The sequence below is a fragment of the Sporosarcina sp. P25 genome, assembly GCF_002743235.1.
GTDB classification, from domain to species: domain Bacteria; phylum Bacillota; class Bacilli; order Bacillales_A; family Planococcaceae; genus Sporosarcina; species Sporosarcina ureae_B.
The window spans coordinates 71,208-94,306 of the sequence record NZ_PDYV01000001.1 but is presented as its reverse complement, the minus strand read 5'-3'; the positions used below and the strand labels follow the sequence as shown (position 1 = coordinate 94,306).

The 23,099-nt window shown below is 44.5% G+C and carries 25 protein-coding genes; all 25 read right to left on the bottom strand.

What is annotated here, in order from left to right; translation table 11 throughout:
* Nucleotides 1–21 precede the first annotated feature (21 nt).
* On the bottom strand, nucleotides 22–1,533 hold the full coding sequence (gene atpA / locus CSV70_RS00480; protein ID WP_099627793.1) for a F0F1 ATP synthase subunit alpha: 1,512 nt from the start codon (nucleotides 1,531–1,533) through the stop codon (nucleotides 22–24).
* Nucleotides 1,534–1,557: 24 nt separating this feature from the next.
* Nucleotides 1,558–2,094, bottom strand: a complete 537-nt coding sequence (locus CSV70_RS00475; protein ID WP_085132714.1) for a F0F1 ATP synthase subunit delta — start codon at nucleotides 2,092–2,094, stop codon at nucleotides 1,558–1,560.
* Nucleotides 2,091–2,642, bottom strand: coding sequence for a F0F1 ATP synthase subunit B (gene atpF / locus CSV70_RS00470; RefSeq protein WP_369802596.1), 552 nt, complete (start codon nucleotides 2,640–2,642; stop codon nucleotides 2,091–2,093). The genes CSV70_RS00475 and atpF overlap by 4 nt, the downstream gene beginning before the upstream one ends.
* Nucleotides 2,643–2,789: 147 nt before the next feature.
* The gene (gene atpE / locus CSV70_RS00465) at nucleotides 2,790–3,002 is read right to left on the bottom strand and encodes a F0F1 ATP synthase subunit C (RefSeq protein ID WP_029053447.1); all 213 of its coding nucleotides are present in this window, start codon (nucleotides 3,000–3,002) and stop codon (nucleotides 2,790–2,792) included.
* A 70-nt stretch (nucleotides 3,003–3,072) separates the two neighbouring features.
* The gene (atpB, locus tag CSV70_RS00460; protein ID WP_085132713.1) at nucleotides 3,073–3,783 is read right to left on the bottom strand and encodes a F0F1 ATP synthase subunit A; all 711 of its coding nucleotides are present in this window, start codon (nucleotides 3,781–3,783) and stop codon (nucleotides 3,073–3,075) included.
* 32 nt (nucleotides 3,784–3,815) lie between these two features.
* The gene (locus CSV70_RS00455; RefSeq protein ID WP_099627792.1) at nucleotides 3,816–4,184 is read right to left on the bottom strand and encodes an ATP synthase subunit I; all 369 of its coding nucleotides are present in this window, start codon (nucleotides 4,182–4,184) and stop codon (nucleotides 3,816–3,818) included.
* Between the two features lie 705 nt (nucleotides 4,185–4,889).
* Nucleotides 4,890–6,008, bottom strand: a complete 1,119-nt coding sequence (wecB, locus tag CSV70_RS00450) for a non-hydrolyzing UDP-N-acetylglucosamine 2-epimerase (RefSeq protein ID WP_085132711.1) — start codon at nucleotides 6,006–6,008, stop codon at nucleotides 4,890–4,892.
* A gap of 15 nt (nucleotides 6,009–6,023) precedes the next feature.
* A complete protein-coding gene (upp, locus tag CSV70_RS00445; RefSeq protein ID WP_085132710.1) occupies nucleotides 6,024–6,653 on the bottom strand; it encodes a uracil phosphoribosyltransferase in 630 nt (209 codons plus the stop codon).
* A 478-nt stretch (nucleotides 6,654–7,131) separates the two neighbouring features.
* On the bottom strand, nucleotides 7,132–8,385 hold the full coding sequence (gene glyA, locus CSV70_RS00435; RefSeq protein WP_085132708.1) for a serine hydroxymethyltransferase: 1,254 nt from the start codon (nucleotides 8,383–8,385) through the stop codon (nucleotides 7,132–7,134).
* A gap of 56 nt (nucleotides 8,386–8,441) precedes the next feature.
* On the bottom strand, nucleotides 8,442–8,987 hold the full coding sequence (locus CSV70_RS00430) for a TIGR01440 family protein (protein ID WP_199093104.1): 546 nt from the start codon (nucleotides 8,985–8,987) through the stop codon (nucleotides 8,442–8,444).
* Between the two features lie 18 nt (nucleotides 8,988–9,005).
* Nucleotides 9,006–9,446: a ribose 5-phosphate isomerase B gene (rpiB, locus tag CSV70_RS00425; protein ID WP_085132706.1), complete on the bottom strand. Its 441-nt coding sequence runs from the start codon at nucleotides 9,444–9,446 to the stop codon at nucleotides 9,006–9,008.
* A 346-nt stretch (nucleotides 9,447–9,792) separates the two neighbouring features.
* Nucleotides 9,793–11,085 (bottom strand): methyl-accepting chemotaxis protein, encoded by a 1,293-nt coding sequence (locus CSV70_RS00420; protein ID WP_099660808.1) that lies wholly within the window; start codon nucleotides 11,083–11,085, stop codon nucleotides 9,793–9,795.
* The gene (locus CSV70_RS00415) at nucleotides 11,082–11,528 is read right to left on the bottom strand and encodes a low molecular weight protein arginine phosphatase (protein ID WP_085132704.1); all 447 of its coding nucleotides are present in this window, start codon (nucleotides 11,526–11,528) and stop codon (nucleotides 11,082–11,084) included. Before CSV70_RS00415 ends, CSV70_RS00420 begins: the two co-directional genes overlap by 4 nt.
* Nucleotides 11,529–11,583: 55 nt before the next feature.
* Nucleotides 11,584–12,087, bottom strand: a complete 504-nt coding sequence (locus CSV70_RS00410) for a manganese efflux pump (RefSeq protein WP_085132703.1) — start codon at nucleotides 12,085–12,087, stop codon at nucleotides 11,584–11,586.
* A 79-nt stretch (nucleotides 12,088–12,166) separates the two neighbouring features.
* On the bottom strand, nucleotides 12,167–13,198 hold the full coding sequence (locus CSV70_RS00405) for an L-threonylcarbamoyladenylate synthase (RefSeq protein WP_099660807.1): 1,032 nt from the start codon (nucleotides 13,196–13,198) through the stop codon (nucleotides 12,167–12,169).
* Nucleotides 13,199–13,258: 60 nt separating this feature from the next.
* Nucleotides 13,259–13,825 (bottom strand): stage II sporulation protein R, encoded by a 567-nt coding sequence (locus tag CSV70_RS00400; protein WP_099660806.1) that lies wholly within the window; start codon nucleotides 13,823–13,825, stop codon nucleotides 13,259–13,261.
* A gap of 47 nt (nucleotides 13,826–13,872) precedes the next feature.
* Nucleotides 13,873–14,724 carry a peptide chain release factor N(5)-glutamine methyltransferase gene (gene prmC, locus CSV70_RS00395; protein WP_099660805.1) on the bottom strand — a complete coding sequence of 284 codons (852 nt, stop codon included), beginning with the start codon at nucleotides 14,722–14,724 and terminating at the stop codon, nucleotides 13,873–13,875.
* Complete coding sequence (prfA, locus tag CSV70_RS00390; protein WP_085132699.1) at nucleotides 14,717–15,793, bottom strand: peptide chain release factor 1; 1,077 nt, start codon at nucleotides 15,791–15,793, stop codon at nucleotides 14,717–14,719. The genes prmC and prfA overlap by 8 nt, the downstream gene beginning before the upstream one ends.
* A gap of 92 nt (nucleotides 15,794–15,885) precedes the next feature.
* A complete protein-coding gene (locus CSV70_RS00385) occupies nucleotides 15,886–16,482 on the bottom strand; it encodes a thymidine kinase (RefSeq protein ID WP_085132698.1) in 597 nt (198 codons plus the stop codon).
* 550 nt (nucleotides 16,483–17,032) lie between these two features.
* Complete coding sequence (gene rpmE / locus CSV70_RS00380; RefSeq protein WP_085132697.1) at nucleotides 17,033–17,248, bottom strand: 50S ribosomal protein L31; 216 nt, start codon at nucleotides 17,246–17,248, stop codon at nucleotides 17,033–17,035.
* 386 nt (nucleotides 17,249–17,634) lie between these two features.
* Entirely contained in the window at nucleotides 17,635–18,915 is a 1,281-nt protein-coding gene (gene rho / locus CSV70_RS00375) for a transcription termination factor Rho (protein ID WP_085132696.1), read from the bottom strand.
* 160 nt (nucleotides 18,916–19,075) lie between these two features.
* Nucleotides 19,076–20,041: a class II fructose-bisphosphatase gene (gene glpX / locus CSV70_RS00370; RefSeq protein ID WP_085132695.1), complete on the bottom strand. Its 966-nt coding sequence runs from the start codon at nucleotides 20,039–20,041 to the stop codon at nucleotides 19,076–19,078.
* 137 nt (nucleotides 20,042–20,178) lie between these two features.
* Nucleotides 20,179–21,456 (bottom strand): UDP-N-acetylglucosamine 1-carboxyvinyltransferase, encoded by a 1,278-nt coding sequence (locus tag CSV70_RS00365; RefSeq protein ID WP_085132694.1) that lies wholly within the window; start codon nucleotides 21,454–21,456, stop codon nucleotides 20,179–20,181.
* Nucleotides 21,457–21,476: 20 nt separating this feature from the next.
* On the bottom strand, nucleotides 21,477–22,124 hold the full coding sequence (fsa, locus tag CSV70_RS00360; protein ID WP_085132693.1) for a fructose-6-phosphate aldolase: 648 nt from the start codon (nucleotides 22,122–22,124) through the stop codon (nucleotides 21,477–21,479).
* A 96-nt stretch (nucleotides 22,125–22,220) separates the two neighbouring features.
* Entirely contained in the window at nucleotides 22,221–23,078 is an 858-nt protein-coding gene (locus CSV70_RS00355) for a class II fructose-bisphosphate aldolase (RefSeq protein ID WP_085132692.1), read from the bottom strand.
* Between the last annotated feature and the right edge of the window lie 21 nt (nucleotides 23,079–23,099).

Sequence of the window (23,099 nt, the reverse complement as noted above, 5' to 3'; positions counted from 1 at the left end):
TTAGATCCATTCAATGAAAAGTTATGCTTCAGAAGTCACAAAGTTTTTCTTGAATTCGTTGAACGCTGCGCTCATTACGTCATCAGCTGGAAGATCTTTCGTTGTACGAATGTGGTCATACACTTCCGTATGGTTGGATTCTAACCAGCTAGTGATTTCACTTTCAAAACGCAATACGTCTTTTACTGGAATATCGTCGAGGTAACCGCGTGTCAGTGCATATAGACTGATTACTTGGTATTCGACTTTCAACGGCTTGTTCAAGTCCTGCTTCAAGATTTCAACTGTGCGGTGACCGCGGTCCAGTTTCGCTCTCGTAGTAGGGTCAAGATCCGAACCGAATTGTGAGAATGCTTCTAGTTCACGGAATGCTGCCAAGTCCAAACGAAGTGTACCGGCAACTTTCTTCATTGCTTTAATTTGCGCTGATCCACCAACACGGGATACGGAAAGACCGGCGTTGATCGCTGGACGTACACCTGAGAAGAATAGGTCAGACTGCAAGAAGATTTGTCCGTCTGTAATAGAAATTACGTTTGTTGGGATATAAGCAGAGATATCTCCTGCTTGTGTCTCAACGAACGGCAATGCTGTAATAGATCCTGCTCCTAGTTCGTCATTCAACTTCGCAGCACGCTCAAGTAGGCGGCTGTGTAGGTAGAAGACATCCCCTGGATATGCTTCACGACCTGGAGGACGACGAAGTAGCAAGGACAGTTCACGGTAAGCTGCTGCTTGTTTAGATAGATCATCATAAACGATTAGCACGTGCTTGCCTGCGAACATGAATTCTTCTGCCATCGAAATGCCTGTGTATGGTGCCAAGAAAAGCATTGGCGACGGGCTTGATGCAGATGCAGTAACTACGATTGTGTAATCGAGTGCACCGTTTCTGCGTAGAGTTTCAACAACTCCACGAACAGTAGATTCTTTTTGACCAATTGCAACATAGATACAGATCATGTCTTGGTCAGCTTGGTTTAGGATAGCGTCAATTGCAACAGTAGTTTTACCTGTTTGACGGTCACCGATGATTAATTCACGTTGTCCACGGCCGATTGGAACTAGAGCGTCAATCGCTTTGATTCCTGTTTGCAATGGTTCGTGAACTGATTTACGCGCCATAACCCCTTGTGCAGGGCTTTCGATAGGACGAGTTTTTGTTGTATTGATTGGACCTAGTCCATCAACTGGTTGTCCAAGTGAATTGACTACACGTCCGATCAATTCTTCTCCGACTGGTACTTCCATAATACGGCCTGTACGACGAACTTCATCGCCTTCTTTAATGTCTGTGTATGGCCCAAGGATAACGATACCTACGTTGTTCGCTTCCAAGTTTTGTGCCAGACCCATTACGCCGGTAGAGAACTCAAGAAGTTCCCCCGCCATGACATTGTCGAGGCCATGAGCAAGTGCGATACCGTCACCTACACGGATTACAGTACCTGTTTCACTTACTTCCATTTCAGACTGATAATTTTCGATCTGTTGTTTGATCAGACCGCTAATTTCCTCAGCTTTGATGCCCATGTATGTCACCCCTCTTAATTCAAATTAATTGATTAATTGACGTTCCAGACGCGCCAGCTTTGCACTGACACTACTGTCGTAAATTTGGTTGCCGATCTGAAGGCGGATGCCACCGATCAAGCTTGGATCAATAATGTTCTCGATATGCAATGATTGTTTTCCTACTTTGTGTGCAAAGGCAGTAGAGATAGCTGTGCTTTCTTCATCTGAAAGCAAACGTGTAGAGTAGACTTTCGCTTCGGCAACTCCGGAAGCCTCGTTAGCGAGTTCCTGGAAGTCTTCGATTAGATTGCCTATTTCTTCAATACGGCCTGCATCGATCAACACATATAGTGTGTTCAATACAAGTTGGTTTGCTCCATTGAAAAGCTGTCCAATCAATTCTTTCTTCTTCTGAATAGAAAACTTTGGCGAAATTAATAACTCGTCAAATTGCTTTTCTTCAGCGAATACTTTTTGCAATTGTTTTAAATCAGTTTGCACGGAAAGCGTTTGTTGCTTTTCCTGTGCTGCTTCGAATAATGCAACGGCATAACGTTTTGCGATTACCGATTGGCTCATCGCCCTTCGCCTGCCTTCACAATCGTTTCTTCGATCAATGCACGGTTATCTTCCTCAGAAATTTCTTTCCCAAGAACCTTAGACGCAGCCAAGATAGAAAGAGATACGAATTCTTCGCGAACTGCTGCAACGGCTTTCTCTTTTTCGGTAACGATTTCGAGAGTTGCAGATTCTTTCATACGGTTTGCTTCAGCGCGTGCAGCCATAATTAGCTCTTCACGTTGAGCTTCACCTTGTTTCTTCGCACTCTCTACGATAGATTGTGCGCTTTCGCGTGCTTCTTTTAACAGAACACGTTGCTCTTCAAGAAGCTTTGCAGATTCTTGACGACTTGCTTCGGCTTGTTCGATCTCAGTAGCGATTAATTGCGCCCGTTGATCCATCACGCCCATTAACGGACCCCATGCAAACTTCTTTAGAAGTACCATGAGAATCGTGAAAAATACTACAGTGACGATAATGTCGCCTAAATTTAGACGTTGGTTTAAACTAGCTAAAAATCCTGCGTCAGCGTTTGCTGATAAGAGGACGAAGGTATCCAACACGATTGTTTCACTCCCTTCAAGAGCTCATGACTCTTTCGTTTCTTACTCTAATTGGAACACTCTATTCATTCAGATCTATCAATTGTTTAGTTGTTGACATAAAGCAATGGCGAAGACCTAGACTGCATGCTTCGCCATATAACACAAATATTATTTGTTCATTACGATAAACGCAATAACTGTTGCGATGATTGGAAGTGCCTCAACCAATGCAACACCAATGAACATTGTTGTTTGTAGAACGCCACGTGCTTCTGGTTGACGAGCGATCCCTTCAACTGTCTTAGAAACGATTAAACCGTTACCGATACCTGCACCAAGTGCACCTAGACCAACTGCAATAGCTGCTGCTAATAAACCCATACCTGCCATTTTGTATTTCCTCCTAATATTCTTTGTAGTTTTGTTCCCTGGTTACAGGGTAAATATATGTTTAGTGATCTGTGCTGACCTTGTGAGCCATATAGACCATCGTTAACATAACGAAGATAAATGCTTGGATCGCCCCGATGAATACCGAGAAACCGAGCCATGCAAGTGCTGGTATAACAGCTCCGGCAAGACCGAAGATGCTTGAAGCACCCAATGTTGCAAGTAAACCAATCAAGATTTCACCTGCGAAAATGTTACCGTAAAGACGAAGACCGAGTGTCAACGTATTTGCGAATTCCTCAATGACCTTCAATGGTGCCAAGAATGGAATTGGCTGGAAGTACGTTTTCAAATACTTGCCCATTCCGAGCTGTTTCACACCATAGTAATGCGTTAACGCAACAACTGTAGCAGCGAGGGTTAACGTGATAACTGGATCGGCTGTCGGTGATTTCCACCAGAGTTGGTGATCCCATACGATTGCGAATGGAAGTCCAATCATATTTGCAACAAAGACAAACATGATCAAAGTGATGCCTAGTACGTGGAAGCGGCCTCCCGTTTTCCAGTCCATGTTATTTTTGATGATGCCTTTGACAAAGTCCATGACCCACTCCATGAAGTTCTGCATACCCGTAGGTTTCATCTGAAGCCGCCGTGTAGATGCAACTGCAATCAGGAAGACAATCAGACACGTTACAAATAACATCAGTATATTCGATGGGTTAAACCCGATTCCGAATAAAATAAACTGTGGATTTTCATGATTCACGTTTTTGTTCACCTCCCCTTGCTAGTAAAGTGTCATTGCTTTAAATGGAACAGCAGATGACCAGTAAACAGCAATGCATAGGGTATCATTAACCCGATTACCGTGCTGATCAGATCAAACTCCTCCGGCATAACGAGTGCAATGGCCGTAGCCCCTACACCTGATGCAAAACGTAAGCCCATACCTAATGACTTCGCTCGCTTCCCTTCATCGATAGACCGGTCAAACCGTTCCATCCGTCGAACGAGAATCCAAAAGTTATACATACCGAAAAGTGAACCTAAGATGAGCCCAGCGAAGATAGTCCGGTAGTCCAAGAAGAACCAACCGAGCACGAACAATGCAAGCAAAAAAAAGAAACTCTTCTTCTGCTGTTTGAAAATTTCCTGCATACTTTGCATTGTTTATTCTCCCAATTCGTATTTTGGATTACAGCGTCTGAAGTGTTCAGTAATTCCCGACTTGTGTCGAGCAGTGAGTCTTTGTCGTTTTGATCTTTTTCAACGACATAGATTCCTTGTGAAGAAATCTGGAAATTGTAAGTGAATCGCCTTTTCCGTCCACCAGGTGACGTTGCTATGTGCGACGTCGACAAAGAGTTAGGATGTAGCGCTTCCGAGTGAAGACTTGAAACCTACGAAACATGATTTCTGTACTCAATTTATGTATGAGTTCCTTATCAATCTTACCCTTTGTTAGCATACAATAGAGGGTTTTTTATGTCAATTGATTCAGGTGAATAAATTCACAATGTGTTCTCATTGTCAAACATTCGACATATTTGTTTTCTGGTTATATATGGTTATTTCATCGTTTTTTTAGAGTGAAATATTGTTAGTGTTTTCAGAATGAAATGTTCTAGAGTACAGTGGTTTATTGCTATGGGAGGTCGGCAGAGTGTTGGGGTGAGCTGAATTCACAAAATAACTATAGTTCAAATACTATTGTCGGTGAGTGATGTAATTTCAACCACTTAGTAAATAGGTTTTAAACATACGCCAGCTGGAGCTTCATCCCGAACTACAAGCCCCTCCCCTCTCTTGTCTTAGCCACTTTTATTGGCGGACAAAAAAACAGCAGATGAGAATTCTCTGCTGTTTCGGTTCTTATAATGAAGATAAATATTTGAGTAGCGACTCTACTATTCGTGCAGATGCATGGCCATCACCGTATGGGTTATGAGCCTTGGACATTTTTTCGTACTCCGCATCGTCGGATAGCAGCGCGTCGGAAAGTTGGAAGATGTTTTCTTCTTCTGTTCCCGCCAGGCGCAATGTTCCTGCATCGATACCTTCTGGGCGTTCGGTTGTGTCTCGCAGAACAATAACAGGTTTTCCAAGCGATGGTGCTTCTTCTTGGATGCCGCCTGAGTCTGTGAGGATGATGTGCGAACGCGCTGCGAAGTTGTGAAAGTCGAGTACTTCTAGCGGCTCGATTAGATGAATGCGGTCGTTGTCGCCTAACAATTCATCCGCCACTTCACGAACAGCCGGATTCATGTGTACTGGATAGATCACTTGGATGTCATCGTGTTTGTCGAGCAAGCGATTGATTGCACGGAACATATTGCGCATGGGTTCACCGAGGTTTTCACGGCGATGTGCAGTCAATAGCACTAACCGGTCGTCTCCCAGCTGATCAAAAATCGGGTGATGATAATCCGGATCTACCGTCGTTTGCAATGCGTCAATTGCCGTGTTGCCTGTGACGTAGATGCGATCTTTGTTTTTACCTTCATCGATCAGATTTTGTGCTGATTTCTCAGTCGGTGAGAAATGTAGATCGGCAATCACGCCTGTCAATTGACGGTTCATTTCTTCAGGGTATGGCGAATATTTATTCCATGTACGCAACCCCGCTTCAACGTGACCTACTGAAATTTGATTATAGAACGCAGCGAGACTGCCGATAAATGTCGTCGATGTATCACCGTGGACGAGCACGATATCCGGTTGCGCTTCTTTCATTACTTTGTCCAAACCTTCTAGGCCACGTGTTGCCACATCGATGAGCGTTTGGCGTTCTTTCATGATATTCAAATCATAGTCTGGTGTGATTTTAAATGTTTCCAGCACCTGGTCCAGCATTTGACGATGCTGGGCAGTGACTGTGACGATGGATTCGATTTCATCCGGGTGCTTTTCCAATTCAAGAACAAGCGGCGCCATTTTGATAGCTTCCGGTCTCGTACCGAAAATCGTCATCACTTTCCATTTCTTAGTCAATGAATGATCCCTCCATTATTTCGTGCCGAATAAACGGTCACCCGCGTCACCTAGTCCAGGGACGATATAGCCGTGTTCGTCCAACTTTTCGTCTAGCGCCGCGATATACACGTCCACATCAGGATGTGCTTTCGTCAGAACTTCGACGCCTTCAGGAGCTGCAACTAAACACATAAATTTAATGTTAACCGCGCCACGCTTTTTCATTGAATTGATGGCTTCAACTGCAGTTCCCCCTGTCGCAAGCATCGGATCCACTACGATGAATTCGCGCTCAGCCACGTCAGAAGGCAATTTTACAAAGTATTCAACAGGCTTTAGAGTTTCTGGGTCGCGGAATAATCCAACATGTCCTACTTTTGCAGCCGGAATTAAATCGATAATCCCGTCTACCATGCCGATTCCCGCACGTAAAATCGGAACAATCCCTAATTTCTTTCCTGCCAAGATACGAGATTTAGCTTCGCAGACAGGTGTCTGGATCGTGATTTCTTGCGTCGGAAGATCACGTGTGATTTCGAAAGCCATAAGTGTGGCTAATTCGTTCACAAGCTCGCGGAATTCTTTCGTTCCTGTATCGGCCTTTCGTATAAACGTCAATTTGTGCTGAATTAATGGATGATCAAATACATGTACTTTTCCCATTGGTATCGCTCCTTTTCGGAATATCTTGTACATTATAACAGAAATCAAGCGGCAGGCGCAGTGAACTTGTGTGATTTGTCATAATGAAAATAAAGCAGGGTGGACATTTAATCTTGTGAAGAATCATATTTCTTTTGGGAGCGCTCTATTGGTTGGTGGATTCGCTCTATCTTCATGCTTGAGCGCTCTATTAGCTGGCTGGGCCGCTCTATCTTCACGCTTAATCGCTCTATTGGCCGGCGAATCCGCTCTATCCTCACGCTAGAGCGCTCTATAAGCTGGGCGGGCCGCTCTATCCCCACGCTTAAGCGCTCTATTGGCCGGCTGATCCGCTCTATCTTCATGCTTAAGCGCTCTATCAGCTGGTCAAACCGCTCTATCTTCCCACTTAACCGCTCTATAACACCAAACTTCCGCTCATACACACTCGCCCACCACATAAAAAAGCGCCCGACACAAGGTCAAGGCGCTAGTTTTCTTACTTATATAGAGGATGCTGATCTGTTAGAGCTGTAACGGCTTTGCGTGCTTCGTCTTTTGCTGACGGGTCTTCGTGGTTTTTCAATAATGTTGCGATGATACGTCCCACTTCCACCATATCTTCTTCTACGAAACCACGAGTAGTAACAGCCGGTGTACCGATGCGGATACCAGAAGTGATGAATGGTCCTTCTGTATCGAATGGTACTGTGTTTTTATTTACTGTGATACCGATTTCGTCCAGTACGTGCTCTGCTACTTTACCTGTTAGTTCAAGTGATTTTAGCTTTACAAGTACAATGTGGTTGTCTGTGCCGCCAGAAACGACGTCGATACCTTCTGATTGTAGTTTTTCAGCCAATGCTACAGCGTTTTTCTTTACTTGTTGTGCATATTCTTTGAATGAAGGATCCAATACTTCTTTGAACGCTACCGCTTTTGCAGCAATTACGTGCATCAAAGGACCACCTTGAACGCCCGGGAATACTGTTTTGTCGATTTTCTTGCCAAATTCTTCAGCTGTTTCTTCATTCAATAGAATGATCCCGCCACGTGGTCCACGCAATGTTTTATGCGTTGTAGAGGTCACGAAGTGCGCGTGTGGTACTGGGTTTTGATGCTCACCTACTGCGACTAGACCCGCGATGTGCGCCATATCTACCATCAAATATGCGCCGACTTCATCCGCAATTTCACGGAATTTCGCGAAGTCGATTGCGCGTGGATATGCACTTGCACCCGCAACGATCATTTTCGGCTTGTGCTCAAGCGCTTTTTGACGAACGTCTTCATAGTCGATCACTTCTTCTTCTTTTGTTACACCGTAATCTACGAAATTATAAAGCTTTCCGGAGAAGTTAACTGGTGAACCGTGTGTTAAGTGGCCGCCGTGAGAAAGGTTCATCCCAAGAACTGTGTCGCCCGGCTCAAGTGCTGTGAAGTAAACTGCCATGTTTGCTTGAGCACCGGAGTGTGGCTGTACGTTTGCATATGCCGCGCCAAAAATTTCTTTTACGCGATCGCGTGCGATGTTTTCGACTACGTCTACGTGCTCACATCCGCCGTAGTAACGCTTGCCTGGATATCCTTCAGCATATTTATTCGTCAAGTATGATCCTTGTGCTTCCATTACTGCTTCCGTTACGAAGTTTTCAGATGCGATTAATTCGATGTTCGAGTTTTGACGGTTCTTTTCAGCCATGATTGCTTCATAAACTGCTGCATCATTGTGTTGTACATTGCTTAAGTCCATTGGATAGTATCCCCTTTTATTCTGATAGTTTTATATTTTCTTGTATTGTACACGGTTTATTCGTATTTCGCACGACTTCCGCCAATTAATTTTGGACGAGTTGTCGCAAGTGTGATGACAGCTTCACCGATTTTATTAATCGACGTACGGATCGGTACGACAACTGGCTTCATTTGCATGCCAATTAACGTTTGTCCGATGTCGATGCCGGCATTCGCTTGCACTGATTCCACTACGACAGGATCGCTGAATTGTTTGTACGCATAGGTAGACATCGAGCCACCCGCTTTAAAAACGGGTACGACGGATACAGGTTCCAAATGAAATTGCTGCGCCGTCTTGCGTTCCAATGTAATGGCACGGTTGATGTGCTCACAGCCTTGGAAAGCTAAATGTACATGGTGTTTATCCGCAAACGCTTGAAGCGGCGCGAATAAGGCTTCTCCTATTTCCAGGGCACCATTCGTACCGATGCGTGCACCTGCTACTTCAGAAGTAGAACAGCCGATAACGAAAATCGTCTCCTCGGCAGGTGGTGCTTGTTCGGCAAATTCGGTCAATGCTTGTTCTAGCTGCAGTTTCCATAATTGAATGGCATCCACATGTTCCACCTGCTTTCTTTAGTTCTTTTCAAGCTCCATCATTTTATTTATACGACGCTCGTGACGGCCGCCTTCAAATTCTGTCTCAAGCCAAGTACTAACGATTTCTCGCGCTAGCCCTGGTCCAATTACGCGTTCTCCCATTGCTAACATGTTGGAATCATTATGTCCGCGTGTTGCTTTTGCGCTAAATACATCATGAACGAGCGCGCAACGGATGCCTTTGATTTTATTGGCGGAAATGGACATGCCGATTCCTGTGCCACAAATCAAGATTCCGCGGTCTACTTTCCCCGCTACGACGTCATTCGCTACTGGTACTGCATAGTCTGGATAGTCGACGGAAGTGTCGGCATCCGGTCCGTAGTCGATATATTCTATGTCGAGTTCGGTTAATAGATTGGTGATCTCTTTTCGGAGATTGTTGCCTCCGTGGTCTGAAGAAATTGCAACTTTCACTGCGCACCCTCATTTCTATTTTTACTTATCGCTTATTCTATCATTGTTCAATAAAAAAATCATCGGTTTTACTGTACTATTTTTGAAATTATCATTTTGAAACGTTGAAGTTTTGTCATAAAGACGAATGTTATATGAATAAAACGAAATGATTGTACGTGTTTAAGCTATAAGAAGTCGTTTTTTCGTCGTTGCAAGATGAAGATTGGGCATTTGATTCAGAATGTTTCACCTTTGGGACCTGCACTACTGTGTAGTATTTATTCCGGTTATGGTTCTAAAGAAAGAAGCTCCACAAATAAAAAACGATCCAGAGCGTGAAACACCTCAGAATCGTCATTACGTATTACATTGGCGTTCGGTCGAACTTCCGGATCACTTTATATAATTCTTCCGATTGCTCCTTCAGCTCCAACGCCTTGTTCTTGGTTTGATCTATCGACGCCACCTGCTCTTCAGTGGCCGCACGAACTTCTTCTGCTCCCGCGGAAGTATGTTCTGCAATCGTTGCTACTTCCATCGACTGTTTAGCCGTATGCTCGATCGTCTGCATTTGATCGCCGACGATTTGGCTGATTTCTTCTACATAAAGTGCCATTGTCTGAATGGTGGCGGTCATCGTTTCAACGTTTCCATTTGTTTTCGTCGCACGTTTGGCCTCAGTGGATGCCGTTTCCACTTGTTGCTTCATTTCAGCTACGACTTGTTTGACGTCTGATTGGATCGTTTGAACAAGTCCAGAAATCATCTGGACAGCCTTGGCACTTTCATCCGCTAAATTACGGACTTCTTCCGCCACGACAGCGAAGCCTTTACCATGCTCTCCTGCCCGCGCCGCCTCTATAGAAGCATTAAGCGCCAGAAGATTTGTCTGCCCCGCGATGTTGCCGACAAGTTCCACGATTTCACCGATTTTATGTGCGTTTTCATCTAGTACTTGTATCGTTTCCAATGAATGCTCGCTTTGGCTGCTCATTTGATGAATTCCCGCTAATACCGATTGGAAGATTTCTGTTGTCGCGTGTAATTCCTTTAACATCACTTTAGATTGCTCGGATGATTGTCCCGCTCGATGATTGACTTCCACCGCGAGTTGACGAATGTCTTCAATCGCATTGACTGTTTCCCGAATCGACTCCGACGTGTTTTCTGCACCATCGGAAATTTCTCCAATAGTACGTGCAATGGCATCGGATTGGCCGGACGCTGCGCTCGTCTCCTTTGTCAATTCATCGACAGATTGAGCAGTAGCTTGAAAGTTGGATTCGATTTGTTCGATAATGTTGCGCAAATTGACGACCACTTGCTGGAAAGCTTTGGAGACGGAATGAATTTCATCCGATGAGTTTGGCAGTTGAATGTCCGTACCAATTTTCCCATCCGCCACTTTCATAGCAGCAGTTTCCAAACGTTGCAATGGCTTGGTCAAAATAGTGCTGAACATGGCCGCTAAAATACCTGACCACATAATGCCCATCGCATATGTAAGCAGTTGAAAAACGAATGGCCGTACATTCGGGAAGAATGTTGGCTGGACCCAGTTAATGAATACCGCACTCGTCGTATATGTGATGACTGCCAGAATCACAATAAATAAGACGAGTTTCGCCCGTAGCCCTACTTTTTTCGGTTCATTCATAAGTTCTCCTCCGTTTGCTGTCGGATGACGGAGTTAATGAGTTTAGTCAGCTCATAAAATGTGGTGCGGTATGTTTCCAAATCTCCACCATATGGATCATGTACATCAAGATCCGTCATTGTCCCCGCGTATTCTTTTAATGTAAACACTTTTTCTTTCATTGCAGGAAAACGACTGTGTAGGATATCTCGATGGTTTGCTGTCATCGTTAAAACAATATCTGCCCACTCCATATCAGCTGACGTAACTTCATTAGAATAAGGAGTGAAAGGTATTTTTTCTTCCGTCAACAACTGTGCTGAGTTCTTGGAAATCGGCAAGCCATCTATCGCATGGATACCTGCTGATTTCGCCGTAATACCTGGCACATTGGCGTGATTGACTAATGCTTCTGCCAAAGGACTTCTACATGTGTTGCCTGTACAAATAAAATAAATATTCATTTTCTTCACCTACTTTACAGAATAACGGATTTATGAGAAAAAAGAAACACTTTTTTTATAAAAACAAGGACAATACACCCATGCATATGAATATAATACCTGCCAATCGTCGAATAAATGTACCATTAATTATACGCAAACGGCCTGTGTACAATAAAGCGATGCCCGAAAATAGAACAGAAAAGAAGCCGGACGCCAAAACAAACAGCCATTTGTTCAGCTGCATCATACCGAATGTCACACTTACTCCGAATGCATCTATACTGACGATCAGCGCCAAGAAAAATGGAGATATTTTATTAACGACTGATGGCTGTTCACTGTCCGAGAGTAAAATGTGAAGACCTATGAGTGACAAGAGTACACTTGAGAGCGCATGACCCCATCCTACAAAATAGATCATCACCCATTCCCCTGCGTAGAAACCGATAAGTGGCAGCAAGACATTCAGTATAGTAGTCCACAGCATGATCATCAATCGACCTCGCCGCAATCGGAGTAATGTATAGACGATTAGGATATCGATCGTTGTAACGATAGCCGCTATGATTTCTATCAAAAAAGTAGCCCCCTCGCAAGTCTCGCATCTACTTATCTTATGCGGGTGCTAAAGGGAGCTATTCATCATTAGTGAAATGTTATTCAGTGAAACGCTTGCCGTCTGAAGCTTTATCGAGACGGTTCATCACCGCTGCACCGATACCCGAATGATCAGTCTCAATTGCGAGGATTATATCTGCCTCCGTGTGATCGCATTGGCGAATCGCTTTGTAGAGACTCGATGCCATCGCTTCCCGACTGTTGATAGAACCTGTGGAAAAGTACCAATCCGCGTTTTCTGTGTATAACTCATCAGGTCCAATGATCGCGACTCGCTTATTTTGTAGATGAATAGTCTCTAACGCATGCGCAATAGAATCTGCATTCGGCTCTATGATAAATAGCGGTGCTTCAGGTGCATAATGGGCATATTTCATCCCCGGCGCGCGCGGTGTTGACGTTTGATCTGTAGGTAGCTTCGCCATATGGACGGTGCCAATCAATTCTTCCAGCTGCTCTTTCGTAATGCCACCCGGACGCAAAATGACAGGCGGTGTAACTGTGATATCCAAAATGGTCGATTCGAGGCCTACCCCTGTCTCTCCACCATCCAAAATCAGCGGAACTCTTCCGATTAAATCGTGATAGACATGATCTGCTTCCGTAGGGCTTGGCTTTCCGCTACGATTTGCACTTGGTGCTGCTAACGGCTGATCCAGCTTGCGCAATAATGCCAATGCTATCGGGTGGTCAGGCATACGGATGGCTACTGTACTAAGTCCCGCCGTGACGACATCTGCAATGACTCCAGGCTTTTTCTCCATAATCAACGTCAATGGCCCCGGCCAAAATGCTTTCATTAATATACCTGCAATTTCGGGAATATCAGTTGCGAATTTTTCAACGTCTGACTGCTTCCCAATATGTACGATCAGCGGATTATCTGAAGGTCTTCCTTTTGCTTCGAAAATCCGCTGTACTGCTTGCTCATTTGTCGCAATGGCTCCTAAACCGTAAACTGTTTCAGTCGGGAAGGCAACTATCCCTCCAGAATTCAGGATATCCACAGCCTGTTCATAGACTCTATCGTTATCCACTAGGTTATCCACTATTTTTTGTATAGTGTCCACTTGCTCAACCCCTTTTTATACACATTTTATCGATCTTATCCACAATAAATGTGAATAGTTTCATTCGAACAGTGACTTTATCCACTCCCAAATGAAGAATGTAACAGGTTCTTCTTCTGTTTCATTCACTGTAGCTTCTTCCGGGAAACAAACATTCGGAAACAATGAACACCACCAATTATCCCCACGACCCGCACCGATTTTCACGACATATGCATCGTAAATATCTTGAGGCTGAATAAAATACCCTACTCGTTTTGGTGGAATCACTGCGGCACTGTGCTCGAGCGTTACGTGCGCGCCGTTCCCTTCTGCTTTTGCGATTTCAAGAAGCGTCGGCTCTAATATTTGAAGTTTATCATTGATTTGCTGCATGTTCGTAGATTGATTGATCGCCTGCTCAAGTAATGGTGCAATTTTCTCTTGTACATTTCGTTTCACTTGTTGATCTGCTACCGTATTAGAGTTTGCGAGAACGCGAAATTGCGTCGCTTCTCCTGTAGCTGCCTGCTGACCGAATACAAGTAACACCGCTTGAATAGTAAGTAATATAAGTACAAATTCTATAAACGCCAATAGTTTCGAAGTATGAGTCGGTTGTTGGTTAATCGGATAATCTTGTAACATGTCATCCCCTCCTGCACTCTATCTTGTCCCGCAGGAGGAGATTTTATTCATCGAATCTCACAAAATATCATTCGATCTTTTTTATTGATATCCTGAACGATTTCCACAGTCGCTTCCGGAAAGGATTTTTGCAAATAACCTTGCACGATAGCTCCTTGCTGATAGCCAATTTCGAAACCAATGAGCGCAGGGCGATTCATCAAAGGCAAAAGATTCTCTGCTAGTCTGCGATAAAAATAGAGTCCGTCTTCTTCAGCGAACAATGCCGTTTGTGGTTCGAAATCGTAAACAGTTGGCGACATAACAGATTTTTCATGGTCTGCGATGTACGGTGGATTGGATAGGATGATATCCCATTTTTGCGATTTCAACGGTTCTTCCATATCTCCTTGCATAAAGGTTACATCCGCTTCATTGCGCTTTGCATTGCGTTTTGCGACTTCTAGCGCCTTTTCACTGAAATCAGTGGCGGTTACGTTGGCAGTCGGTCGTTCTTTTTTGAACGCGACAGCAATCGCTCCACTCCCCGTTCCAATATCCGCCACTTGTATAACTCGGTCCTCGAATAATTGATTCGCTCGTTGTAATGCATAGTGGACGAGTTCTTCCGTTTCAGGACGTGGAATCAAGACGTGTTCATTGACCTCGAATAAATAGCCGTAAAAAGACTCTTCACCGAGAATATATTGAATGGGTTTACCAGTCAATAATTCCGTGATGATTGACCAGTATTGTTCATACGTTTCACGCGAAATAGGTTCACGGAAACTGGCTACATAATGAGCCCGACTCATTCCCGTGACAGAACGCATAGCCAGTTCAGCAGCATGCGTGTCCATATCGCGCGCTTGAAGCAATTGTTGCGCTCGTTGTACAGACTCATACATTGTCTCAGTCATTGCGATCCAAACTTTCCAAGCGATGTGCTTGTTCTTCTATAATCAATGCATCGATTACTTCATCCAATTTCCCTTCTATAATCTGATCGAGTTTTTGGATGGTCAAACCGATTCGGTGGTCAGTCACACGATTTTGCGGGAAGTTGTATGTGCGAATGCGCTCAGAACGATCCCCTGATCCAACGGCCGTTTTCCGTTTTTCATCGTATTCCGCTTGCACTTCTTGCATAAACTTATCGTAGACACGCGCACGCAAGACTTTCATCGCTTTTTCTTTATTTTTGATTTGGGATTTTTCGTCTTGAATCGATACCGTCGTCCCAGTCGGCAAATGCGTAAGGCGCACTGCAGACATGGTCGTGTTGACGGATTGTCCGCCCGGTCCCGATGAAGCGAATGTATCGGTACGGATATCTTTGTCATGAATCTCAATTTCTACTTCCTCTGCTTCAGGCAAGCACGCAACGGTAGCAGTCGACGTATGTGTTCGTCCACCTGATTCCGTTTCCGGTACACGTTGCACGCGGTGCGCTCCGTTTTCGTACTTCAACTTGGAATAAGCACCTTTGCCATCGATCATGAAAATAATTTCTTTGAATCCGCCAAGTTCAGTTGGTGATGAATCGATCACTTCCACTTTCCAATGATTCATTTCCGCGTAGCGTGTATACATACGATATAAACTACTGGCAAATAAGGCCGCCTCGTCTCCACCTGCGGCGCCTCGGATTTCCATGATGACACTTTTATTGTCATTCGGGTCTTTGGGAATTAATAATACTTTTAATTGTTCTTCAAGCGACTCGATACGGTCTTCGAGTTCATCGATTTCCATTTTGACTAATTCTTTCATTTCGTCATCAAGTGGCTCATCTTGCATTTCTTTCGCATGGTTATATTGAGTGTAGACACTTTTGTATTCACGGTATACTTCGACCGTGTCTTGTAAATCAGATTGTTCTTTTGAATAGTTTCGTAATTTATCTAGATCATTGACAATTTCCGGGTCACTAAGTAGTTCATTGAGTCGATCATAACGGTCTTCCACTGCTTGTAGTCTATCGAACATAGTCGGTTCACCTCTTCTGAAATAATGGGTTATATACTAGTATATAGCAGAACCGTCTATCCTTTCTTGCTTTAGGATAGACGGATATATGTTTATTTTGCATGCTGCGCACGACTGACGGGTACTTGGTGGTGCTGACGGCAACGTGGTTCGTACGCTTCGGATGCACCGACAAGAATGATAGGATCATCTTGGCATGCAGGTTGTCCATCTATTAATCGTTGCGTTCGGCTTGAAGGTGATCCACAAACGGTACAGACCGCTTGAAGTTTTGTTACCAGTTCGGCCACTGCCATTAACTCCGGCATCGGCCCGAACGGTTCACCTCTGAAGTCTTGATCGAGTCCTGCAATGATCACGCGAAATCCGCGATCAGCAAGTGCGATCGCGACATCTATAATATCTTTGTCGAAAAATTGAGCTTCATCAATGGCGACCACATCGAAATCATCTGATACGAGGTCCAGTATTTCGCTCGCTTTGGAAATGGGATTGGCAATAGTTGACGTGCCATCATGGCTGACAACAGCTTCCTCACTATACCGATCGTCAATCGCCGGTTTGAATACCGCAATCTTTTGTTTGGCAAATTCCGCGCGACGAATGCGGCGAATGAGCTCCTCCGATTTACCTGAAAACATACTGCCGCAGATGACTTCCATCCAGCCGCCTTGCATTGAAACGTACATGGTCAATCTCCTTTCGATGTCGTGCTTATGTATGTGGTGATGTGATTAGAGCGAATAATGTGCGACTATGAGCGGGTACACACGCGGATTGAGCGCTTTGCGTGCCACTATGAGCGGGTACACACGCGAATTGAGCGCTTTGCGTGCAACTATGAGCGAGTACACACGCGGATTGAGCGCTTTGCGTGCAACTATGAGCGGATTCACACGCGGATTGAGCGCTTTGCGTGCAACTATGAGCGGGTACACACGCAGATAGAGCGCTTTGCGTGCAACTATGAGCGGGTACACACGCGGATTGAGCGCTTTTCGCGCAACTATGAGCGGATAGCCACACAGTTAGAGCGCTTTTCGCGCAACTATGAGCGGATAGCCACGCGGATAGAGCGCCTTTCGCGCAACTATGAGCGGATTCACACGCAGATTGAGCGCTTTGCGTGCAACTATGAGCGAGTACACACACAGATAGAGCGCTTTTCACACAACTACGCAATAAATTAATAAAAATACCCGTCTGGCACGACTGCACCTGACGGGTATCTGGCTTTTATTACTCTTGTTCTTCTGACTTGATGCCGTATTTTTTGTTGAAACGGTCAACTCGTCCATCTGCAGTAGCAAACTTCTGACGGCCAGTATAGAATGGGTGACATTCTGAGCATACTTCCACTCGAATATCTTCTTTTACAGAACCTGTTTCAAATGTATTGCCACATGAGCAAGTTACTGTTGCAAGTTTGTAATTGGGATGAATTCCTGCTTTCATCGATATCTCTCCTTTCGCCCTGAACCATCTGGAACAGAGTGTGAAATTATGGATGTTTCATTGACCAGTTGCCAATAAAACGATCGATGCCGTACACGACCCGTGTTTGTCAGCCGTATATGCGGTGTACAGAAAACTGTACTTGATTAGTATAGCAAAATCCGATACGTTGTGCAACTGTTTGATTTGGGTATTTAATGGATAAGCGGACTTGGCGAAGGGTTGGGTTTCCGCTACAGCTGGGTTACGCTTTCCGGAGGACCACTCGTTGAGCTAATCTTCCCGGAGTCGTCCCCCAACTTTCGCTGCAACCTTGCCTTATGAGTACACACATTACTTTTTCATGTTGGATTAAGAGCAGAAAGTCAACTTTCAATCTTAGTACATCAGATGAGTCCCTTACCTTTTTTTGCTTTCATTTCTTCGTTAAGCTTGTTGAAGAATTCTTCGTTGTTTTCGGACTGGCTCAATTTTTTCATGAAGCGTTCGGTGAAGTCGTGGGAATCTGAAAATGTTTTTCTAATGGCCCACAATTTTTCCAAGTTGTCTTTCGGAATGAGTAGTTCTTCTTTTCGTGTGCCGGAGCGACGGATATCGAGTGCTGGGAAGATTCTGCGTTCGGCTAGGTTACGGTCTAGGTGTAGCTCCATGTTGCCGGTTCCTTTAAATTCTTCGTAGATGACTTCGTCCATGCGCGAGCCGGTTTCGACTAGGGCTGTGGCAAGGATGGTTAAGCTTCCGCCTTCTTCGATGTTACGTGCAGCGCCAAAGAATCTCTTTGGTCGGTGGAAAGCCGCTGGGTCGATTCCTCCAGATAGTGTGCGTCCGCTTGGTGGGATGACCAAGTTGAATGCGCGTGCCAACCGTGTGATGGAGTCCATTAAGATAATGACGTCGCGTTTACTTTCGACGAGACGCATCGCGCGCTCAAGTACGAGTTCAGCCACTTTGACGTGGTTTTGAGGTACTTCATCGAATGTGGAACTGACTACATCTGCTTTAACAGAACGTTCGATGTCCGTTACTTCTTCTGGACGTTCGTCGATCAGTAGTACAATGAGTTCCGCGTCAGGATGATTTGTTGTAATCGAATTGGCAATTTCTTTCAGCAACATCGTTTTACCAGCTTTCGGAGGAGCGACGATTAATCCACGTTGACCAAATCCGACTGGCGAGACGAGGTCCATGATACGTGTGGAAACATTGCTCTTTGACGTTTCCAAATTAATTTGACGATCCGGATACAAAGGTGTCAATGCCGGGAAATGAACGCGTTCGCGTGCGACTTCCGGATTTTGCCCATTGACCGCTTCCACTTGTAATAAACCATAGAAACGTTCGTTTTCTTTTGGCGGACGGACTTTACCTGTTACTTTGTCACCGTTACGCAGATCAAAGCGACGGATTTGGGATGCTGAGATGTAGATATCTTCTGAACTGGATGAGTAATTAATAGGACGTAGGAATCCGTATCCTTCAGATTGAATAATTTCGAGGACGCCTTCCATGAAGAAAAAGCCTTCTTGTTCGGCGCGGGATTTTAATATAGCGAAGACCAATTCTTTCTTTGTCAGTTTGCTATAGTTGGTAATCTTAAACTGCTTTGCAAGAGAGTATAACTCTTTAAGCGTCATATTCTCAAGGTCCGCAAGGGTAATCATTGTCATCTATGCGTACACCACTCTTCATTTATTGTATGGGAAATTCGGCATAGTAAATAGAAAGGAAAGTACATGGTGTACTTCCTTTCCTTCAGTAGCCGGACATTATGGATCTAGATAGTTTTAGGAAATAGAAACCCGGCTGTGACGCCGGGTATTGAGGGAGTTAGTCTTGCATTACGAGAAGAGGTTTTTTCTTCATGCTGTGGCGACCTTCTACGAAACGAATAGTTCCTGATTTCGAGCGCATAACGATCGACTGAGTTCGGCAGTACGAACCTTTAAACTGTACGCCATCCATCAATTCGCCGTCTGTTACGCCAGTTGCTGCGAAAATACAGTCGTCTCCTTTTACCAAATCGTCCATCATTAGCACTTTGTCTACGTCGATGCCCATTTTGATGCAACGTTCTCTCTCTTCATCATTTGAAGGAACGAGACGCCCTTGGATTTCTCCGCCAAGACATTTCAATCCGACCGCTGCGATTACCCCTTCAGGAGCACCGCCTCTACCGAATAAAATATCCACACCTGTATCATCGAACGCTGTGTTAATAGCAGCTGCTACGTCGCCATCTTCGATCAATTTAATACGTGCACCCGCTTCACGAATTTCTTCGATGATTGCTGCGTGGCGTTCACGATTCAAGACAGATGCTACTAAGTCAGATACTGATTTATTTTTCGCTTTTGCTACAGCCTTTAAGTTATCTGTAACACTTGCGTCGATGTCAATTTTACCAACCGCTTCAGGTCCTACTGCGATTTTGTCCATGTACATATCCGGTGCATTTAGCAAGTTGCCTTTATCTGCAACAGCAAGAACTGCTAATGCGTTCCATCCACCTGCTGCTACGATATTCGTACCTTCGACTGGATCAACAGCGATATCTACAGCAGGTCCGTGGCCTGTTCCAAGCTCTTCACCGATATACAGCATAGGTGCTTCGTCCATTTCACCTTCACCAATAACGACTACGCCTTCCATAGGAATTGTATCGAATACCGTACGCATAGCTTCTGTTGCCGCGTCATCTGCTTCGTTCTTTAAACCGCGTCCCATCCAACGGGCTGCCGCAACGGCTGCTGCCTCTGTTACACGTACTAATTCCATTGATAAACTACGTTCCATAATGTTTTGTTCCTCCTGTTTGCGGTAAGGCGCGTATTGCGTATTACCTTTCATTTGCCTACGTCCGCATCCATCGGCTACTTTCTACGTAATGGATGTGTCGTTTGAGTCCATTATACACGTTTTGACAATTTGCGTCACTCAGAAATTGAAGATGGAGTGAGCACTTTTACTTTATTGATATCGGCACCGAGATTTTGCAGCTTCTCAATAATGTCGCCATATCCACGTTCAATATGTTCAATTTCATGAATTTCTGTTTCTCCGCTTGCTAATAAGCCCGCAATCAATAGCGCAGCGCCGGCACGTAAATCTGTAGCTTCCACTGTTGCAGCTTGCAATTCTGTTGGTCCTGTTATGATGGCTGATCGACCTTCTACTCTACCGTCAGCATTCATTCGACGAAGCTCATCGATTTGTTTAAAACGTGCTGGATAGATCGTGTCTGTCAGAATGGATGAACCTTCTGCTTGTGTCGACAAAACGCCAAATGGTTGCTGCAAGTCTGTCGGGAACCCCGGATAGACGAGAGTTTTCACATCGACGGCATGAAGTTTTTCAGTTTTCGGAATGAAAATCTGTTCTTCACCGACTTCTACTTTCACGCCCATTTCACGAAGTTTCGCTGTAACAGCTTCAACGTGCAACGGAATGACATTATCGATTGTGATGCCATCTCCAATTGCAGCTGCCATTATCATATGTGTACCTGTTTCAATACGGTCCGGAATGATGGTATGTTTCGTACCGTGCAAGGTTTCTACGCCTTCGATTCGAATAACGTTCGTTCCTGCACCTTTAATATTCGCGCCCATATTGGAAAGCAAAGTCGCAACATCAATAATTTCAGGTTCTTTCGCAGCGTTTTCAATAACCGTTTTACCTTTTGCTTTAACAGCGGCCAGCATAATATTAATCGTAGCTCCCACGCTGACGACGTCTAAATAAATTTTCGCGCCATACAACTCATCTGCACGCAAATAAATAGCGCCATGTTCATTTTCGACTTTTGCACCAAGTGCTTCAAAGCCTTTTATGTGTTGATCAATCGGACGTGGCCCTAAATGACAACCTCCAGGTAATCCGATGACTGCATGCTTGAACTTGCCAAGCATCGCTCCCATCATATAGTAGGATGCACGAAGTTTTTTGACGTTACCGTTAGGCAATGGCATAGAAATGATTTCAGTTGGATCGATAATCATCGTGCCATCTTTCATTTCCACTTTGCCGCCGATTTCTTCGACGAGCGCCTGCAATGTATAGACATCTGAAATTTCGGGAAGACCTGCAATTGTAACAGGTGAGTCAGCTAGAATAGCAGCGGGAATAAGTGCCACTGCGCTGTTCTTCGCTCCACTCACTCTGATCGTTCCTTGCAGTCGTTTTCCCCCTTTGATTTTATAAACGTCCATTTCAAGCTCCTTTTGTTCTATCACTTATTCGTTCTGGTTTCCCAGTCCTTCAAAAACTGGTCAATTCCTTTAGTTGTCAATGGATGTGCAAACAGACTCTGAAGTACGTTGAATGGAGTTGTTGCAATATGCGCTCCTGCCAGTGCGGCAGCCGTAATATGCTGTGGATGTCTGATGGAAGCTGCGATAATTTGTGTATCTAAGTCGTGAATTGTAAAGATATCCGAGATCGTTTCGATTAATTCAACACCATTTTGGCCAATGTCGTCTAAACGTCCGATGAACGGTGAAACGTATGTCGCGCCTGCGCGAGCTGCAAGCAAGGCTTGATTAGCACTGAAAACGAGAGTAACGTTCGTTTTGATACCTTCTGCTGCAAATACAGAACAAGCTTTCAACCCTTCAGGTGTCATCGGTAATTTCACCGTGATGTTCTCTGCAAGTGCCGCAAGTTTGCGCCCTTCTTCAATCATACCTTCTGCATCTAGAGCGATTACTTCCGCACTGACAGAACCCGGTACGAGTGCTGTAATTTCTTTCAAGCGGTCATGGAATGAAATATTTTCTTTCGCAACAAGCGATGGGTTGGTCGTGACACCAGAGATGATCCCCCAGCTATGCGCTTCTTTAATTTCCTCAAAATTGGCTGTATCTATAAAAAATTTCACGTGTGTTGTCCTCCTAGTTGTTGGCTATTTATTTAGCTAAAAAGCAAAAGAAGGAGACATATTGCGCTCCTCCTTTGTTCTATCGAAATTCTGTAATTACGCTTGCTTTGAACTACCAAACTCACGCATTTTGCCGATTACTGTAGCTTTAATCGCTTCGCGCATTGGTCCAAGGTACTTACGTGGATCATAGACTTCGGAATCTTCGTTTAAGACGTCGCGCACAACTTGTGTTCCTTGAATTTGATTTTCTGTGTTGACGTTGATTTTAGACGTACCAAGTGAAATGGCACGTTGGATATCCTTCGTCGGAATACCTGTACCTCCGTGCAACACAAGTGGAATATCTCCTTGTTGTGAAATTTCTTCCATCTCTTCAAACCCAAGATTCGGTTCACCTTTATACGGTCCATGTACAGAACCAAGTGCAGGTGCCAGACAATCTATACCTGTCTTTTCTACAAGCTCTTTACATTCAGCTGGATCTGCATAAATAACGCCGTCTGCAATCACGTCGTCTTCTTGACCGCCTACTACGCCAAGTTCAGCTTCTACCGATACATTATGTTGCTTCGCGAAATCTACCACTTTTTTCGTGATTTCAATGTTTTCTTCAAGTGATTTAGAAGATGCATCAATCATAACAGAAGTGAAACCTGCTTCGATCGCTTCTTTACACTTCTCAAAGCTAGAACCATGATCCAAATGAATCGCTACCGGCACAGTCGTCCCGTAGTCTTCCATTAATCCTTTGACCATCATAACGACTGTTTTGAATCCGCCCATATAACGTGCAGCGCCTTCTGATACACCTAAAATAACAGGTGATTTCTCTTCTTCAGCTGCTTGTAAGATCGCTTGCGTATATTCCAGGTTATTCAGGTTAAATTGACCGATTGCATATCCTTGCTCTTTACCTTGAATCATCATTTCCTTCATCGAGACCAGCGGCATATTAAATTCCTCCTTGAGTTT